The organism is Achromobacter sp. GW823-FHT04E03, from assembly GCF_058796095.1.
Genome location: NZ_JBXAIJ010000002.1, coordinates 806,659 through 823,045 on the forward strand (window position 1 = coordinate 806,659; position 16,387 = coordinate 823,045).

Below are 16,387 nucleotides of genomic sequence, written 5' to 3' on the forward strand. Positions count from 1 at the left end.
CGGCGGGCAACGCAGTCTCCAAGGGGAAAAACATGATCAAGAAACAGATACTGGGCGGCGCGTTGTCCGTCGCGCTGGGCGCCGCGGCGTCCATGGGAGCGGCCCATGCCGCGGAACCGGTCAAGATCGGCTTCATCGCCACCTTGTCCACGCCAGCGGGCTACATCGGCGAGGACGAGCGCGATGCGTTCAACCTGGCCATCAAGCAGGGCGGCGGCAAGCTGGGCGGCGTGCCCGTGCAGCTGGTGATCGAGGACGACGGCCTGAAGCCCGCCAACGCCAAGCAGGCGGCCGACCGCCTGCTGCAATCGGGCGTCAAGCTCTATACCGGCGTGAACTTCTCCAACGTGCTGGCAGCGGTCGTGCCCAGCGTGGTGAAGTCCGGCGCCTTCTATGTCAGCCTGAATCCCGGCCCGTCGAACTTCGCGGGCGAAAAGTGCGATCCCAATTACTTCGTGGCGTCCTACCAGAACGACGCCTTCCATACGGCCGGCGGCGTGGCGGCCAACGAACTGGGATACAAGAAGGTCGTGCTGCTGGCGCCCAACTATCAGGCGGGCCGCGACGCCATCGAAGGCTTCAAGCGCACCTACAAGGGCGAAGTGGTCGCCGAAATCTACACCAAGCTCGACCAGTCGGACTTCTCGGTCGAGCTGGCGCGCCTGCGTTCGCTGGCGCCCGACGCCATCTATCAGTTCCATCCGGGCGGCACGGGCATCAACTTCGTCAAGCAGTACGCGGCGGCCGGGCTGAACAAGAGCATCCCGATGCTGATGCCCAGCTTCTCGATGGATGCGCGCATGATCCAGGCCACGGGTGACGCGTCGGCCGGCGCCTACATCACCGGCATCTGGTCGCAGGACTTCGACAACGCGCAATCCAAGGCCTTCGTGCAAGCGTTCAAGGACGCCTACGGCCGTGTGCCGACGGACTACGCCATGCAGGCCTACGACACCGCGCAGCTGATTGGCGCGGGCCTGAAGGCTACCGGCGGCGACCTGTCCAAGGCGGCTGAGTTCCGCGCCGCGCTGCGCAAGCCTGAGTTCACGTCGCTGCGCGGCAAGTTCAGCATGAACACCAACCAGCATCCGATCCAGGATCTGTACCTGATGCGCATCGAGAAAGGCAGCGACGGCAGCCTGTCGCCGAAGCTGGTCCGCAAGCTGGTGTCCGATGACAAGGACGCCTACGCGCAACTCTGCAAGATGCCGTCATGACGCTCCTGTTTGAACAGCTGCTCAACGGGCTGCAGTTCGGCGCCATGCTGTTCATGCTGGCGGCCGGACTGACGCTGATCTTCGGCATCATGGGCGTGGTCAACCTGACGCATGGCTCGTTCTACATGGTGGGCGCCTACTGCGCGGCCTACGCCATCGGCACCACCGGCTCGTTCCTCGCGGGCGTGCTGGCGGCGCTGCTGGGGGCGGGCCTGTACGGCATTTCGGTCGAAGTGGTGGTGATACGCAAGCTGTACAAGCGGGATCACCTGTACCAGGTCCTGGCCACCTTCGGCCTGCTGCTGTTCTCGAACGAAGCGGTCAGCCTGATCTTCGGCCGGCGTCCGCCGCTGGTGGGCATCCCAAGCTTCCTGGAAGGCGCGGTGACGTTGGCGCCGGGATTCCAGTATCCGCTGATCCGCCTGTCGTTCATCGCCATTGGCGCGCTGGTGGCGGTGGGCCTGTGGTGGCTGGTCAACCGCACGCGCATCGGCATGCTGATCCGCGCGGGCGCCGACGACCGCGAGATGGTCGACGCGTTGGGCATAGACATCCGCAAGCTCTACACGCTGGTGTTTGGCCTGGGCGCCTTGCTGTGCGGGCTGGCCGGCGTGATGGCCGCGCCCTTGCTGGCGGTGGAAATCGGCATGGGCGAACGCATCCTGATCACCACCTTCGTGGTCATCGTGATCGGCGGGGTCGGTTCGGTGCGCGGCGCCCTGGCAGGCGCCTTGCTGGTGGGCATGGTGGACAGCCTGGGGCGCGCGTTCCTGCCGCAGCTGCTGTCGACGATGTTCTCGCCCGCCACCGCGGACCCGCTGGCCGCAGGCATGGCTTCGGCAAGCATCTATGTACTGATGGCGATCGTGCTGATCGCCAAGCCGGGCGGGCTGTTCCCGGCGCGAGGATGAAGATGGCATACACACTTACGAACCGCGCCCGCTGGGGGCTGGGCGGCCTGGCGGTGCTGATCCTGCTGCCGGCCGCGGCGCTGGCCTCGGGTTCGCCGTTCCTGATCGGCGTGGTGACGCGCTTTCTGATCTACGGCCTGGCCGCGGTCAGCCTGGACCTGGTGATCGGCTACGGCGCCATGGTCAGTTTCGGCCATGCCATGTTCTTCGGGCTGGGCGGCTATGCGGTCGGCATCATCGCCTTCCATACTTCGGAAGCCGGTCCGATCTTCGGCTGGGCTGGCAGCAACGCGGCGCTTGTGGTGTGGCCGATAGCGCTCATCGTGTGCGCGTTGGCCGGCTGGCTGTTCGGCTATCTGGCGCTGCGCACGCGCGGCGTGCAGTTCATCATGATCACGCTGGCGTTCGGCCAGATGGTGTACTTCGTGCTGGTGTCGCTGCAGTTCTACGGCGGGGACGATGGCCTGATGATTCCGCAGCGCAATGAGCTGCCGGGCATCAATCTGGAAAGCCCCATGGTTTTCTACTACCTGTGCCTGGCGCTGCTGACCCTTTGGACGCTGCTGTGCATCCGCGTGACCAACTCGCGCTTCGGCATGGTGCTGCAGGCGCTGCGCCAGAGCGAGCGGCGCGCCATCAACCTGGGCGTGGCGCCCACGCCGTACCGGCTCAGCGCCTTCGTGCTGTCGGCGGTGGGCACGGGGCTGGCCGGCGTGCTGTGGGCCAACTATGCCGGGCTGGTGACGCCCGACATGGCGGCCTGGACCAAGTCCGGCGAACTCATGGCCATCGTCATCCTGGGCGGCGTGGGCACCTTGCTCGGGCCGATCGCGGGCGCGGCGGTATTCCTGGGGCTGGAGCAGATGCTGTCGTCCCTGACCGAGCACTGGCTGCTGTACATGGGGCCCATCCTGGTGCTGGTGGTGCTGTGGGGCCAGAAGGGCCTGTTCGGAAAGCTGCTGGAGACGCGCCATGCCGACTGACGCAAGCACCAGCCTGTTGCGCCTGACGCAGCTGCGCAAGGCTTTCGACGCGGTGGTGGCCACCAACGGCGTGGACCTGGACGTGCGCGCCGGCGAGATCCACGCCATCATCGGCCCCAACGGCGCGGGCAAGTCCACCCTGATCGCGCAGATCTGCGGCGAGATCCGGCCGGACTCCGGGACCATCCATTTGGATGGGCAGGACGTGACCGCGCTGCGCGTCTTCGAGCGCGCCCGCTTGGGGCTGGGCCGCTCGTTCCAGATCACCGAGCTGTGCCAGGAGTACACCGCGCTGGAGAACGTGATCCTGTCGCGCATGCTCAAGAGCGGCCGCGCCTTCCAGGCCTGGTCCAATCCGCGTCATGACGCGGCGTTGAAGACCGAGGCCATGCAGTGGCTGACGCACGTGGGGCTGGAGGACCGCCGCCACGTGCGTTCGGCGGACCTGGCGCACGGCGAGAAACGGCAGCTGGAGCTGGCGGTGGCGCTGGCGCGTTCGCCGCGGCTGTTGCTGCTGGACGAGCCCATGGCCGGCATGGGGCCGGAGGAATCGGCGCGCATGACCCGGCTCTTGCAAGGCATGAAGGGCGACTACGGCATCCTGCTGGTGGAACACGACATGGACGCGGTCTTCGCGCTGGCCGACCGCATCAGCGTGCTGGTCTACGGCCGCGTGGTGTTCAGTGGTTCGCCAGAGGAGGTCCGCCGCCATCCGGAGGTGCGCGCGGCGTATCTGGGAGAAGAACATGTTGAAGGTTGAAGGGCTGACTGGCGGCTACGGGTCCAGCAAGGTCCTGTTCGGCATGTCGTTCGAGGCCAGTGAAGGCGAGGTGATCTCGCTGATCGGGCGCAACGGCATGGGCAAGACGACCACGATCAAGACCCTGATGGGCATGCTGCCCGCCACCGGCGGCGCGGTGCAGTTTCGCGGCCGCACGCTGGGCCGCTCCGCGCCCAGCAGCGTGGCGCGGCTGGGCGTGGGGCTGGTGCCGGAGGGCCGGCGCGTGTTCGGTTCGCTGACGGTGCAGGAAAACCTGGTGGCGACCTCGCGCGCCGCGCCGGGCGGATGGGATCTGGAGCGGGTCTACACGCTGTTCCCGCGTTTGAAAGAGCGCCGCGGGCAGTCGTCGCGCACGCTGTCGGGCGGCGAACAGCAGATGCTGGTGGTGGGGCGCGCCCTCATGACCAACCCCAAGCTCCTGATCCTGGACGAAGCCACCGAGGGCCTGGCGCCGCTCATCCGCCAGGAGATCTGGCGTTGCCTGCGGGCGCTGAAGGCCGAAGGCCAGACCATCCTGGTGATCGACAAGAACCTGCCCGAAATGGCGACGCTGGTGGACCGCCACTACATCGTGGACAAGGGCCGGGTGGCCTGGTCGGGGCAGCCCGCCGAGCTGTCCGCCCAGCCCGAGCTGGCGCAGCGCTACCTGGGCATATGAACAGGCCGCGCGGGTAGAATGAGCCGCCTGTGCGCGGATACGCGCCCCGGCCGCTGACATCTGGAGACCATCTTGAAGCCTAGAATAAAAGCTTCCCGCCAGGACGATCCCGGATCGGACGGGAGCGCCGGCATTGAGGAAATCACGCTGTCCGAGCAGGTTTACCGCCTGCTTCGGCGCGACATCATGCGCGGCGCCTTCGCGCCGGGCCAGTCCTTGCGGCTGGAATTGCTGAAGCAGCGCTACGGCAGCAGCTTCTCTCCCATCCGCGAAGCCCTCAACCGCCTGCGCAGCGAGCGCATGGTCATCAGCACCACGTCGCGCGGCTTCAGCATCGCGCCCTTGTCGGTCGAAGAAATGTGGGACGCCTGTGAAACCCGCATCCTGATCGACTGCGACGCGCTGCGCCGCTCGCTGGCCAACGCCGACGACGCCTGGGAAACGCGCCTGGTCGGCGCGTACCATGCGCTGACGCTGGCCGCGCAGCGGGCCGACCAGGCCGCCGAGCCGTCGGAAGAATTGGACGAGCTGCTGGAGGCGCGCCACCTGGAGTTCCACCACGCGCTGATCGGCGCGTGCCGTTCCAACTGGCTGTTGGACCTGTCCACCCAGCTCTACGCGCAGACCGAGCGCTACCGCCGTCCGGCGCGCGCCGGCGCGACCGCCTACGGGCCTGAGCGCAACGTCGACGACGAGCACCGCCAGCTGTTGGACGCCGCCATCTCGCGCGACGTGGAAGGCTCGGTCGCCATGCTCGCCGCGCACTACCGCAAGACCGCGCAGTTCATCGAACGCATCATCTCCCAGCCCCAATCGCAGCCAACATCGCAGGCCAGGCATGCATAACAGCGACATCGATCTCTTCTTTCCCACCATCGCCGAGCGCGAGGTGCAATACAACGCGCGCGAATCGGTGCCGGATTTCGACGCCTGCGTGCGCCGCTATGCCGAGTCCTCGGCGCGGGTGCGCACGCGCCGCCCGGGCGTGCTGGACCTGCGCTACGGCATGGGCCAGGATGAAAGGCTGGACCTGTTCCTGCCCGCCGCCTCGCAGGCGCGGGCGCCGCTGTTCGTGTTCATCCATGGCGGCTATTGGCGCGCGCAGCGCAAGGAAGACGCGCCCGTGATGGCAGAGGCCTTCAACGCCGCGGGCGCCGCCGTGGCTACCCTGGAATACACGCTGGTGCCCGAGGCGACCCTGGGCGAAGTGGTGCGCGAAGTGCGCTCCGCCGTGGCCTGGCTGTACCGCAACGTGGCGGCCTATGGCGTGGACCCTGAACGGATCTACGTCAGCGGCAGTTCGGCGGGCGGCCATCTGGCCGGCATGCTGGTCGCGCCCGAATGGCAGGCACGCTACGGCGTGCCGGACGACGTGATCAAGGGCACGCTGGCATTGAGCGGGCTGTTCGATCTGCGGCCGCTGTGCGATATCCTGCCCAACACCTGGCTGCAGCTGACGCCAGAGCAGGCCGCGCACCAAAGCCCGATCTTCCATCTGCCGGAACGTGCTGGCCCGATGCTGCTGGCCGTGGGCGGGTTGGAGACGCAGGGTTTCAAGAACCAGACGGCGGCGTACGAAGCGGCGTGGAATGCTGCGGGGCTGGCCTCCACCCGTATTCCGACGCCGCACTGCAATCATTTTGACCTGGTCAATGAACTGGAAAATCCGGACAGCGATCTGACCCGCGCCACCCTGGCGATGATGGGGCTGGGCGCCAAGTGAACGGCCGGCCGATGGCGTAAGCTTGACGTCCATGGCCGACCTGAAACTCCTTGAAGACCTGATTGCCCTGGCGCAGACCGGCAGCTTCGTGCGCGCGGCCGAGCTGCGCCACGTCACTCATCCGGCGTTCGGCCGACGCATCCGCGCGCTGGAGGCCTGGGCCGGCGCGCCGTTGATCGAACGCCAGCGCCTGCCGGTGGTCCTGACCGCCGAAGGCGAGGCCTTGCTCAAGACCGCGACGCAGGTGGTGGAGCAGATGGGGCAGGTGCGCCATCGCATCCGCAGTTTCGGCGCAGGCGGGGAGGCGGTGCTCCGCATCGCCACCGGCCGCAGCCTGGCCCGCACGTTGGTGGCCGACTGGATCGCGCGCCTGCGCCACCGCACGCCCAAGGTGTTGACCGAGGGCACGCAGGTCGAATTGTCCACCGGCATGATGCAGGACATGGCGGCGCGGCTGGAGCAGGGCCGGGTGGACCTGCTGTGCTGCTACGAGCATCCGGCCCTGTCGGTGCAGCTGAGCCCGGGGCGCTACCGTTACATGACCCTGGGCACAGACAAGCTCGTGCCCGTCAGCCAGGCGGATTCCCGCGGCCGGCCCCGTTACGTGCTGCAGGAAGGCGGTCCGTCCGTGCCCTTGATCACCTATGCGGGCGGCCTCGCGATGGAACGCATTGTGGGCGACCGCCTGGAGGCCACGCCGTACGCCCTGGCGCCATTCTTGCGCAGCGACTCGCTGGACGCGGCGCATGGCGCGGTCGCCAAGGGGCTGGGCGTGGCTTGGCTGCCGTGGTCCATGGTGGCGGCGGACTGCCGCCGCGGCGCGCTGGCAGCCCTGGGCGGCCGTAGCGAGGAAATCTCGTTCGAGGTGCGGCTGTACCGTTCGCGGGCGCGCCTGGCGGACCTGGCCGAAGCGGCCTGGGAAGCGACCGCCAGTCGCAAGGCGTGAAATCCGTCAGCCGCGCGTCCGGCGTGTGCCGAATCCGCACGGCCATGTGTCGATTCAGCACGAAATATCCATGGTGTACGCCCGAGAATAGCTCCCGAAACATTAAATGAGACGGCGCCGCCGTCCGCCTCAGCACCCCAGGGAGAAAACATGAAATCCGTCCTGCATCCATTGCGCGGCGCGCTAGCCGCTATCTGTGCCGTCTCGGCGCTGGCCGCGGCGCCTTCCGCCCACGCCGAGTATCCCGAACGCGCCATTTCTCTGGTGGTCGGCTACCCGGCGGGCGGCAGCGTGGACCTGACCGCGCGCCTGTTTGGCGAAGAACTGGCCAAGCGCCTGGGCCAGAGCGTGGTGGTCGAGAACGTGGGCGGCGCCGGCGGCACCATCGGCGCGCAGCGCGTGGCGCGCGCCGCGCCCGACGGCTACACGCTGCTGCTGGGCTCGACCAATGAGATGGTCATCGCCAGCATGATCAACAACGCGGTCAAGTACGACAGCGTGAAGGACTTTTCGCCGCTGGGCGTGATCGCCTCGCAGCCCATGCTGCTGGCCGCCAGCAAGAATTCCGGCGTGAAGACCGCCGCCGAATACCTGCAGAAGCTGCGCGCCTCCGCGCCCGACAGCTTCAACTACGGTTCTTCCGGCGTGGGCACGACCCTGCACCTGGCCGGCGAGATGATCAACCAGTCGACCGGCACGCGCGCCGAGCACGTGCCGTACCGCGGCGTGGCGCCGCTGGTGACGGACTTGATGAGCGGTCAACTGGATTACGGCATGCTGGTGCTGTCCTCGGGCCTGCCGCAAGTGCGCGCCGACAAGATCGTGGCGCTGGGCGTGACCGAGAAGAAGCGTTCGCCGGTGGCGCCGGATCTGCCGGCCCTGGCCGAAACCCCGGGGTTCGAGTCCGTAGACATCAGCGTCTGGTTCGCGCTCTATGGCCCGGCCGGCTTGCCGGAGCCGGTGGCCGCCAAGCTGCGCAGCGCGCTGGCCGAAACGCTGAAGTCGGAGCAGTTCCGCGCCAAGATGCAGGAAGCCGGCGGCGTGCTGTCGCAACCGGGCCTGGACCCGGCGGCCTATCAGGCCGAGGAAACCAGGAAATACGGCGCGCTGGTCAAGGCCGCCAAGATCGAAGCCCAGTGATCCGAAACCGGATCATCGCAACACCCTAGTACCGCAGCGGACGACATCCATGGAATTCAAGCTTCCCGTACCCGACCTGAGCGCCGAGCGCGCCGGCAATACCGGCACCCCTGGCGTGTGGCATTTCGATTCAGGCCTTCCGGGGCGCGCGTTGATGGTGTCCGCGCTGGTGCACGGCAACGAGCTGTGCGGCGCCTGGGCCTTGAAGGACCTGCTGGCGGCGGGCGTGCGGCCGCGCCGCGGCAGCCTGACGCTGGCATTCTGCAATCTGGATGCGTTCGACCGCTTCGACCACGCCAACCACGACGCCTCGCGCTTCGTCGCCGAAGACATGAACCGCGTCTGGAGTGCCGAACGCCTGGACAATCCCACGACGCCGGACCGCCGGCGCGGCGCCGAGCTGCGTCCCTGGGTGGAGCGCGCGGACTGGCTGCTGGATCTGCATTCCATGCATGAGCCGGGCGCGCCCTTGCTGCTGACCGGCGTCCTGCCGCGCAACATTGCGCTGGCGCGCCGCTTGAAGGCGCCGCAGCACGTGATCGTGGACGCGGGGCATAAGGACGGCGTGCGCATGCGCGACTTCGGCCAGTTCGGCGATCCCGCCCGAGAAGACGCCTGCGCCTTGCTGATCGAATGCGGTTTCCATGGCGAGCTGGCTGCGCGCGACGTGGCGCGCGACATGGTGGCGCGCATGCTGCTGGAGTCGGGCGTGGCGGATGCGGCGGACGTGCCGGCGGGCTGGCTGTTGCCGGATGCCGAAAACCAGCGCGTGCTGGAAGTGACGGACGCGGTGGTCGCGCCATCCATGGACTTGCGCTTCTCGCAGCCCTGGACCGGGTTGGAAACGTTCGAGCACGCCGGATCGACGATAGGCTGGGCCGACGGCCAACCCATCGTGACGCCGTACGATCAGTGCACGCTGGTCATGCCGTCCTTGCGCCAGCTGAAGCCGGGCGTGACGGTGGTGCGGCTGGCGCGGGACTACGCCGGTTAAGCGCTGCGGCGCGTCTTATTTCTGCGGCGTGAACCGCAATTCATCCAGCTGATAGCCTTGGGCCTTGGCCGCATCCAGGGCCTTGTCCAGTTCTTCCTTGGGCAACTGCGGCGAGCGCGACAGGATCCACAGGTATTTCCGGTCCGGGGTGCCGACCACCGACCAGCGGTATTCGGGGTCCAGGCCGATCACCCAGTAATCGCCCTTGAACGGCTTGAAGAACGAAACTTCGAGCTTGGCGTTGTTGCTGCCTTCCACCACGGTGGCGGTGCCCGAGGCCGAATCGATGTCGCCATCCTTGGTGCGGCAGCGGTTGTTCACGCCGACCGTGCCGTCGGCATGTGCGGTGTATTCGGCGGTAGTGTCTCCCACGCAGTCGCGTTGGAAGAACATGGGGAAATTCGCGATTTCGTACCACATGCCGGCGTAACGCTTCAGGTCCACCGATTCCACGGTTTGCATGGGCGGCGGCGCGGCATGGACTATCCCCGCCACGCTGGTGGCCAAGGCCAACAGGAATGTTGCGGTGCGGCGCATGGGGGAAACCTCCTGATGTGACAGAGCGGTCCGCGCCGGCCGGAGGGCCGGCGGCGCGGATCAAAACCCTAACGATACGCCTTATTTGCGCGGGGCCTTCAGCGCGGCGTGGTAGCGGGCCACATAGGTATCGAAATCCTCGGTGTCCGATTGCTCCAGGCGCAGCTGTTCCGCCGTGGACTGCGCGGCGGCCTGTTCATAGGCTGCCGCCAGCTCGGCGGGCAAGGCTTGGGCGCGCAGCGCGTCGGCATGCTTGCGGCTGAGGTCCAGCGAATAGTCATGGAACGACAGGCCGCTGTCGGTCAGCGAAGCCAGCAGGCGCGCCGACGGCGTGGAGTCGGGCTGATCGAGCTTGGCGCGCTGGGCCGCCAGGGCCTCGGCATAGGCGCTGCCGCCCATGGCCGAGTCGAACAGCGCGGCGTAGGGCGCGATCTGGTCCAGCAGTTCGTGGCCCCATTGCGCCAGCCCGATGGGCTGGCCTTCGCGATCCAGCATGAGGCCGGGCTTGCGACCTTCCTTGACCACGGTCGAGAAGTTGTCGGCGCTGCGCTGACAGTAGCCGTTGGCGGGGAAGAAGGGGCTGTCGGACGCGGTGCAGAACAGCAGGAAGGCGTCGACGAAGCGGCTGGTGCTGGCGTCGATGCCGACCGGCGAGTTCGGGTCGATATCCAGGCAGCGCACTTCAACGTACTGCACGCCGCGTTCTGCCAGCGCCGTGATCGGGCGTTCGCAGCGGCCGGTGGCGCGCTTGGGGCGGATGCTCGAGTAGTACTCGTTTTCGATCTGCAGCACGTTGGTGTTGAGCTGGATCCATTCGCCGTCGCGGTGCGTGCCGATCTTCTGGTAGTCGGGCCAGGGCTGGCTGACGGCGTCGTACAAGCGGCCCAGGAACGTGTCCAGGTCGTTGTAGCAGAGCTTGAGCTGCGACTGCGCCTTGTTCTGGTAACCCAGGTCGCTCATGCGCAGGCTGGTGGCGTAGGGCAGGTACAGCGTGCTGTCATCCAGCTTTTTCAGCGGATGTTCGCGCCCGCGCAGGAAGTCGCTGGACAAGGCCGGGGCGGCGCCGAACAGGTACATCAGCAGCCAGGAATAGCGCGTGAAATTGCGGATCAGGCCGATGTAGCCGCGCGAACGGCGGTCCTGGGGGCTACCCGGCTGCGTGTCCAGCACGGACCACAGGTCTTCGGCCAGCGAGAAGTTGTAGTGCACGCCGGCGATGCATTGCATGGTCTTGCCGTAGCGCACGGCCAGGCCGCGGCGGTACACGTGCTTGAGCATGCCGGTGTTGGACTTGCCGTACCAGGCGATGGGGATGTCGGCTTCGGGCGGCAGCGTGGCGGGCATGGACTGATTCCAGATCAGTTCATGGTCCAGCACGCTGTAGACGTGGCGATGGGTGTTGGTCAGTTCGGCCAGCAGCGCGTCGACGTCCTTGTGCGTGCCTGTGATGAGTTCAAGCAGGGATTCGGAGTAGTCGGTGGTGACGTGTTCGTTGGTCAGCGCCGATCCCAGGCCGGCGGGGTGCGGCTTGCGGGACAGGACACCCTGTTCGTCCACGCGCAGGCCTTCCTTTTCGATGCCCCGCAGGGTCTGGGTCAGCAGCGATCGGTTGGCCTCCAGGCGGGAGAGGCGGTTGGCGGCAGTATCAGTCACGGGTTCTTCTCGTTTGGGTCTGTCGCCGGATTTTACGGGGTGCCGGCCTCCTGTGCCGAGGGAGTCAATACTGGGGACAGGGACAATGCCTGAGCGGTGCGCGCCAGCCACTCGTCCAGGTCTGTGTAGACCGGGTCGGCGATGGGGGCGGTTTCATTGAAAATCTCGTGCCAGGCGGTGTCGTACCAGCGCAGCGTCAGCAGTTCGGCGGGTGCGCGCTGGGCGAACTGGCGGCTGCCTTCGGCAGCGACGATGGAATCGTCGCCCGCCACCATCAGCAGGGTGCGGCAGGCCAGCAGCGGGGCTTCACGCAGGGACTCGCGGCCGCCTTCGTCTACGAAGCGCGCCAGGCGTCCCGTCATTTGGCGCCGCACCAGCGGATCGCTGCGGTAGGCCTTGACCACGGCCGGGTCGTGGGAAATGCGGGCGGGCGCCAGGCCGTGGGGCACGCGCAGGTCGGGCGCATGCAGCGACATCCAGGTCAGGGTGCGCCGCACCCACGGCGGCACGTGCACCACGAACGGCGGCGAACTGAGCACCAGGCCGTCGATCTCGGCCAGGCGGCGCAGGGCGATCCGCACCGCGACCAGCGCGCCCAGGCTGTGGCCCAGCAGGATGGGCGGGCGTCCATGGGCCGCGGTCCAGGCCCGCAGGCGGTCGACCGCATCGACGACCAGATCGTCCTCATGGTTCAGGGTGGCGGGCCGCCCGCCGGAGCGGCCATGGCCGCGGTGGTCATGGGCGCCCACCGTCCAGCCGCGTGCGGTCAGCCAGCGCGCCAGGCGGTCATAGCGCCCGGCATGCTCGCTAAGTCCGTGCAGCAGGTAGATACTGGGGGTGCCCAGGCCGGCGATCGGCGGGGGCACGTTGGGCGCGGCTGGCCACACATAGTTGGCCAGTGGCGTGCCGTCGGGCGCGGGGGTCATCGAAATCGGCGACAATTTCTGGCTTCCTCGAAATGAATAGACAGTCCAGGTCCTCGGGTAATGACGATTTCATCGCTGTTTCGTTTCATGTTCAAGAAAGCCGGCGCAATTGTCGCGCTGGCCCTGCTGATCACGGCCTGCTCGCCCAGTTACAACTGGCGCGAAGTCGACGTGGCCGACGGCCACGCGCGCGCCGCGTTTCCGGACCGGGTCACGACCGACACCCGCGACCTGAAGCTGGATACCCATACCTTGCGTTTTACCCTGGCCAGCGCCACCGTGGGCGAGGCGGTCTTCGCCGTGGGATCGGCGCCGCTGCCGCCCGACATCGCGAAGGATCCGGCCGCCAGGCAGGCGCTGGGCATGGCGCTGATGCATTCGCTCTACGCCAACATGCAATCGCCGCCGCCCAATGAATGGCCTGCCTACGGGCAGGACATCGAGGTCCAGGGCAAGGCCATGGGCAAGCCGGGCTGGCTGCGCGCCAGGGTCTGGGTGACCGACACCATGTTGATCGAGGCCGTGGCAGCCGGCACCGTGGAAAGCCTGCCGGCCGAGCGGGCGCATGAGTTCCTGCGTTCCGTTGTCATCAAGCCGTGACGGGCGCGATCAGGCCCAGTCTCAATGCCGCGACCACTGCGGCGCGGCGGCCGCGCACGCCGAGCTTTTCGCACGCGTTGCACAGATGGAAATTCACCGTGCTTTCGCTGACGCCCAGAATGCGGGCGGTTTCCCAGCTGGTCTTGCCCATGGCGGCCCAGTGCAGGCAGCTGGCCTGGCGTTCCGACAGGGGTTTGATGGGCCGGGCCGGACCAGACGCGGCGTTCAAGGTGGGATTCGCGGCCGGGTTTGTGGCCACGTGTGTGGCCAGATGCGGGGGCGTGGCGGAATGTGCGGTGGCTGACATGGCGGTTGGGGGCAGAAGCCCGGCGATTGACGAGTTGCTCCATGCTGCCGCCCGGGCGCGTTGCCCGGCAAGCGATGATGCCTTCATGCATCAAACCTCTTATCTCTAACGGAATAAGCGCATGTCTGCCGTCGTGCAGTTCTATTTTTCATCGATCGTGCTGATGCTGCCTTTGCTCTTTTGCGCGGGCATAGGGGTGTATTGGGGCAAGCGGGACCTGCCGTTCGGCGGTTCCTTCATCACCATGCTGGTGACGTCGGTGACCACGCCGGCCCTGGTGTTCCACACTTTCGTCACCACCCACCTGGACGACCGCGCGCTGGCCGACGTGGCGGTGGCGACCCTGCTGGCGCTGCTGCTGTGCGCCCTGGTGTGCGCGTTGTTGCTGAAGGCATGGAAGCTGCCCGTGCGTACGCTGCTGCCCACGGCCTTCCTGCCCAACGCCGGAAACCTTGGGCTGCCGATTTCGCAGATGGCCTTTGGCGACGCGGGCCTGTCGGTGGCGGTCGCGTTCTTCGCGGTCAGTTCCTTTGTCATGCACACCATCGCGGTGCGCCTGTTGCCGGGCGTCAACACCAAGGGCAGCTGGAAGAGTCCGATTTTGCTGGCTTCGCTGGTCGCCGTGGCCCTGCGTCTCATGCACGTGCCGGTGCCCGCATGGCTGATCGAGACCTCGCGCATGCTGGGCGCGGTAACCGTGCCGCTGATGCTGCTGAGCCTGGGTCACGCGCTGGCCTTGATTCCGTCCAACGGCTTGCGCGACGGCGCCAAGGTCGCCGCCATCCGCCTGGCCGTGGGCCTGGGCGCGGGGCTGGCGGTGGTGTGGGCGCTGGATCTGGAACCGGTGCTGGCCGGGGCGCTGAGCCTGCAGATGGCCATGCCCTGCGCCGTGGTGAGCTACATGTACGTCAAGCGCTACACGACGCAGGGCGATACCGCGGCTGGCGCGGTGCTGGTGTCGACCGTGGCGTTCCTGTTGCTGGCCCCGGTGATACTTTGGTTCAGCCGCGGGGTTTGACCTACCCCGCGCCCGACATCGCGCGCAATTGCGCCATCAACGCATCGGGAATCTCCACGCCATGCTTGAGCGCTTCGTCGCGCAGCTTGCGGCGGCGATCACCCGGCAGGCGCACGCCTTCATCTTCCAGCATGGCGTCGACCAGGACCTCGACGCGATCCAGATAGGCGTTGTTGCCCGCCAGGGCGCCGGGGTCGATCGCCATGAAGGCCTGGCCCAGCCGCGCCGGGCCGCCTTCGTCGACAAAGAAGGACTCGGTCTCGAAACCGAAGTGCGAGCCGGTCAGCGCGCAAGCCAGCAGTTCGATGATCAGCGCCAGCATCGCGCCCTTGACGCCGCCCGCGGGCAGCATGCTGCCCGCCAGGCCGGCCTTGGGATCGGTGGTCGGCTGGCCGTCGGCGTCCAGCGCCCAGCCCAGGGGGATGGGCTGGTTGTCGCGGGCCGCGATCATGAGCTTGCCGCGCGCGACCTGAGACAGCGACAGATCGATCACCAGGCGCGCGCCGCCGCGTCGCGGAAAGACCGCGGCGATGGGGTTGGTGCCGAATAACGGACGCTTGCCGCCCCAGGCGGGCATGGCGGCGGGCGAGTTGCTCAGCGCCAGTCCCACCAGCCCGAGGTCGGCCAGGGCTTCCAGGTGGTAGCCGGCTTCGCCGAAGTGGTGGCTGTTGGCCACGCCGATGAAGGCTACGCCATGCTCGCGGGCGCGCAGGCCGGCCTGTTCGATCGCCATGGCGCAGGCGGGAAAGGCCAGGCCGGACCCGGCATCGATCAGCGCGGCGCCGCCGCGCTCATGCACGATGCGCGGCACCGCCGTACCGATGGCGCGGCCGGCGCGCAGGTGTCCGGCATAGAAAGGCACGCGCGACAGGCCGTGGGAGCTGAGTCCCTGGCTTTCGGCGAAGACCAGCGCACGCGCCGTGCTGTCGGCCATGGCCGGGTTGGCGCCGGCGGCGGCCAGGCCGGCCGCGGCCAGGAGTTGCAGTTCGTCCAGATAGATGTGAGCCATATCCTTCTCTTCAAGGGCGCGCGCCGGGCCGTGTGGCTTCATCGGTCGCCGCCGGTAAGCGCCATTGTCACCCCGGCGGCCACCATGTCGGAAACCCGGGTGTTGGCTTCCTGCGTCAGCCCGGCGATATGCGGCGTCAGGATCAGGTTGGGCGCGCCCGCCAGCGGGCTGCCGGCGGGCAGGGGTTCCTGTTCGAACACGTCCAGCGCCGCGCCGCGCAGATGGCCCGTGCGCAGGGCATCCGCCAGCGCGGCCTCGTCCACGATGCCGCCCCGCGAGGTGTTGATCAACACGGCGCCGGGCCGCATGCGCGCGATGCGGCCGGCGTCCATCAGCCGCCGCGTGCCGGGCGTGAGCGGCAGGTGCAGGGTGATGGCATCGGCCTGGGCCAGCAGCTCGTCCAGCGGCAGGGCGGTGACGCCGGTCTCCCGCCACGCGGGATGGTCTGGCGGCAGCGCGGCGTCGCAGCCGGCCACGCGCATGCCCAGTCCTTGCGCCAGGCTTGCGGTCAGCCGGCCTATGCCGCCGAAGCCCACGATGCCCAGCATGCGGTTGTGCGCCTCCAACCCCTGCGAGAGCGCGTTGCGCGGCCATGCGCCCGCCGCGACCTCGGCCGTCGACCCGTAGGCGCCGCGCAGCAGCATCAGCATGGCGCCCACGACGTACTCGGCGACAGCGCGCGCGTTGGCGCCGGTGGCCGGTATCACCGCGATGTTGCGCGCGGCGCAACCGTCCAGGTCGATGTTGTCCAGCCCTACGCCCAGGCGGCCCACGGCCCGCAGCCGCGGGGCCGCCTGCAGCAGGGCGGCGTCGACCTTGCTGCGGTTGCGCACGATGAGGGCGTCGGCGTCGGCCGCCGCGGCCAGCAAGGCATCGCGCTGCTCCACCAGTTCGGGCTCGTACCGCACCTTGAACCGCTGGCGCAGCGCGTCGACCGCGGGCGCGTCCATGAACTCGGAAATGAGGATATGCATCGGTTGGGAC

18 protein-coding genes are annotated in these 16,387 nt (G+C 67.9%); 12 read left to right on the top strand and 6 right to left on the bottom strand.

Annotated elements, in window-relative coordinates; translation table 11 throughout:
• Positions 1-32 precede the first annotated feature (32 nt).
• The 10 genes from AC1RHV_RS15090 (at position 33) to AC1RHV_RS15135 (ending at position 9,353) form a co-directional block, all read left to right on the top strand.
• The gene (locus AC1RHV_RS15090; protein WP_054455062.1) at positions 33-1,217 is read left to right on the top strand and encodes an ABC transporter substrate-binding protein; all 1,185 of its coding nucleotides are present in this window, start codon (positions 33-35) and stop codon (positions 1,215-1,217) included.
• On the top strand, positions 1,214-2,128 hold the full coding sequence (locus AC1RHV_RS15095) for a branched-chain amino acid ABC transporter permease (protein WP_054455060.1): 915 nt from the start codon (positions 1,214-1,216) through the stop codon (positions 2,126-2,128). Before AC1RHV_RS15090 ends, AC1RHV_RS15095 begins: the two co-directional genes overlap by 4 nt.
• The gene (locus tag AC1RHV_RS15100) at positions 2,125-3,111 is read left to right on the top strand and encodes a branched-chain amino acid ABC transporter permease (RefSeq protein WP_054455058.1); all 987 of its coding nucleotides are present in this window, start codon (positions 2,125-2,127) and stop codon (positions 3,109-3,111) included. Before AC1RHV_RS15095 ends, AC1RHV_RS15100 begins: the two co-directional genes overlap by 4 nt.
• A complete protein-coding gene (locus AC1RHV_RS15105) occupies positions 3,101-3,871 on the top strand; it encodes an ABC transporter ATP-binding protein (protein ID WP_492301219.1) in 771 nt (256 codons plus the stop codon). The genes AC1RHV_RS15100 and AC1RHV_RS15105 overlap by 11 nt, the downstream gene beginning before the upstream one ends.
• Complete coding sequence (locus AC1RHV_RS15110; RefSeq protein ID WP_054455055.1) at positions 3,858-4,550, top strand: ABC transporter ATP-binding protein; 693 nt, start codon at positions 3,858-3,860, stop codon at positions 4,548-4,550. The genes AC1RHV_RS15105 and AC1RHV_RS15110 overlap by 14 nt, the downstream gene beginning before the upstream one ends.
• A 72-nt stretch (positions 4,551-4,622) precedes the next feature.
• On the top strand, positions 4,623-5,396 hold the full coding sequence (locus AC1RHV_RS15115) for a GntR family transcriptional regulator (protein WP_119452167.1): 774 nt from the start codon (positions 4,623-4,625) through the stop codon (positions 5,394-5,396).
• The gene (locus tag AC1RHV_RS15120; protein WP_054455052.1) at positions 5,389-6,273 is read left to right on the top strand and encodes an alpha/beta hydrolase; all 885 of its coding nucleotides are present in this window, start codon (positions 5,389-5,391) and stop codon (positions 6,271-6,273) included. The genes AC1RHV_RS15115 and AC1RHV_RS15120 overlap by 8 nt, the downstream gene beginning before the upstream one ends.
• 31 nt (positions 6,274-6,304) lie before the next feature.
• Positions 6,305-7,219 carry a LysR family transcriptional regulator gene (locus tag AC1RHV_RS15125; RefSeq protein ID WP_013391216.1) on the top strand — a complete coding sequence of 305 codons (915 nt, stop codon included), beginning with the start codon at positions 6,305-6,307 and terminating at the stop codon, positions 7,217-7,219.
• 150 nt (positions 7,220-7,369) lie between these two features.
• Positions 7,370-8,359, top strand: a complete 990-nt coding sequence (locus AC1RHV_RS15130; protein ID WP_492301222.1) for a Bug family tripartite tricarboxylate transporter substrate binding protein — start codon at positions 7,370-7,372, stop codon at positions 8,357-8,359.
• Positions 8,360-8,408: 49 nt separating this feature from the next.
• Positions 8,409-9,353: a M14 family metallopeptidase gene (locus tag AC1RHV_RS15135; RefSeq protein WP_119452168.1), complete on the top strand. Its 945-nt coding sequence runs from the start codon at positions 8,409-8,411 to the stop codon at positions 9,351-9,353.
• A gap of 15 nt (positions 9,354-9,368) precedes the next feature.
• Here the strand turns inward: AC1RHV_RS15135 and AC1RHV_RS15140 are convergent, their stop codons facing one another.
• From AC1RHV_RS15140 to AC1RHV_RS15150, 3 genes are all read right to left on the bottom strand, one after another.
• Positions 9,369-9,890 carry a lipocalin family protein gene (locus tag AC1RHV_RS15140; protein WP_054455046.1) on the bottom strand — a complete coding sequence of 174 codons (522 nt, stop codon included), beginning with the start codon at positions 9,888-9,890 and terminating at the stop codon, positions 9,369-9,371.
• Positions 9,891-9,971: 81 nt separating this feature from the next.
• Positions 9,972-11,543 carry a glutamate--cysteine ligase gene (gshA, locus tag AC1RHV_RS15145; RefSeq protein ID WP_492301224.1) on the bottom strand — a complete coding sequence of 524 codons (1,572 nt, stop codon included), beginning with the start codon at positions 11,541-11,543 and terminating at the stop codon, positions 9,972-9,974.
• Between the two features lie 32 nt (positions 11,544-11,575).
• A complete protein-coding gene (locus AC1RHV_RS15150; protein WP_492301226.1) occupies positions 11,576-12,469 on the bottom strand; it encodes an alpha/beta hydrolase in 894 nt (297 codons plus the stop codon).
• Positions 12,470-12,529: 60 nt separating this feature from the next.
• On the opposite strand from AC1RHV_RS15150, the gene AC1RHV_RS15155 reads away from it, so the two are divergent.
• Positions 12,530-13,069 (top strand): hypothetical protein, encoded by a 540-nt coding sequence (locus tag AC1RHV_RS15155; protein WP_059377439.1) that lies wholly within the window; start codon positions 12,530-12,532, stop codon positions 13,067-13,069.
• Here the strand turns inward: AC1RHV_RS15155 and AC1RHV_RS15160 are convergent.
• Positions 13,059-13,298, bottom strand: coding sequence for a helix-turn-helix domain-containing protein (locus tag AC1RHV_RS15160; RefSeq protein ID WP_082401106.1), 240 nt, complete (start codon positions 13,296-13,298; stop codon positions 13,059-13,061). The two genes, AC1RHV_RS15155 and AC1RHV_RS15160, sit on opposite strands and share 11 nt — an antisense overlap.
• Before the next feature lie 199 nt (positions 13,299-13,497).
• On the opposite strand from AC1RHV_RS15160, the gene AC1RHV_RS15165 reads away from it, so the two are divergent.
• Positions 13,498-14,394 (top strand): AEC family transporter, encoded by an 897-nt coding sequence (locus tag AC1RHV_RS15165; RefSeq protein ID WP_054455035.1) that lies wholly within the window; start codon positions 13,498-13,500, stop codon positions 14,392-14,394.
• Between the two features lies 1 nt (position 14,395).
• On the opposite strand, the gene AC1RHV_RS15170 is transcribed toward AC1RHV_RS15165, so the two are convergent.
• Both AC1RHV_RS15170 and AC1RHV_RS15175 read right to left on the bottom strand, forming a co-directional pair.
• A complete protein-coding gene (locus tag AC1RHV_RS15170; RefSeq protein ID WP_054455033.1) occupies positions 14,396-15,403 on the bottom strand; it encodes an Ldh family oxidoreductase in 1,008 nt (335 codons plus the stop codon).
• Positions 15,404-15,441: 38 nt separating this feature from the next.
• Positions 15,442-16,377: a hydroxyacid dehydrogenase gene (locus AC1RHV_RS15175; RefSeq protein ID WP_054455031.1), complete on the bottom strand. Its 936-nt coding sequence runs from the start codon at positions 16,375-16,377 to the stop codon at positions 15,442-15,444.
• Positions 16,378-16,387: the final 10 nt, after the last annotated feature.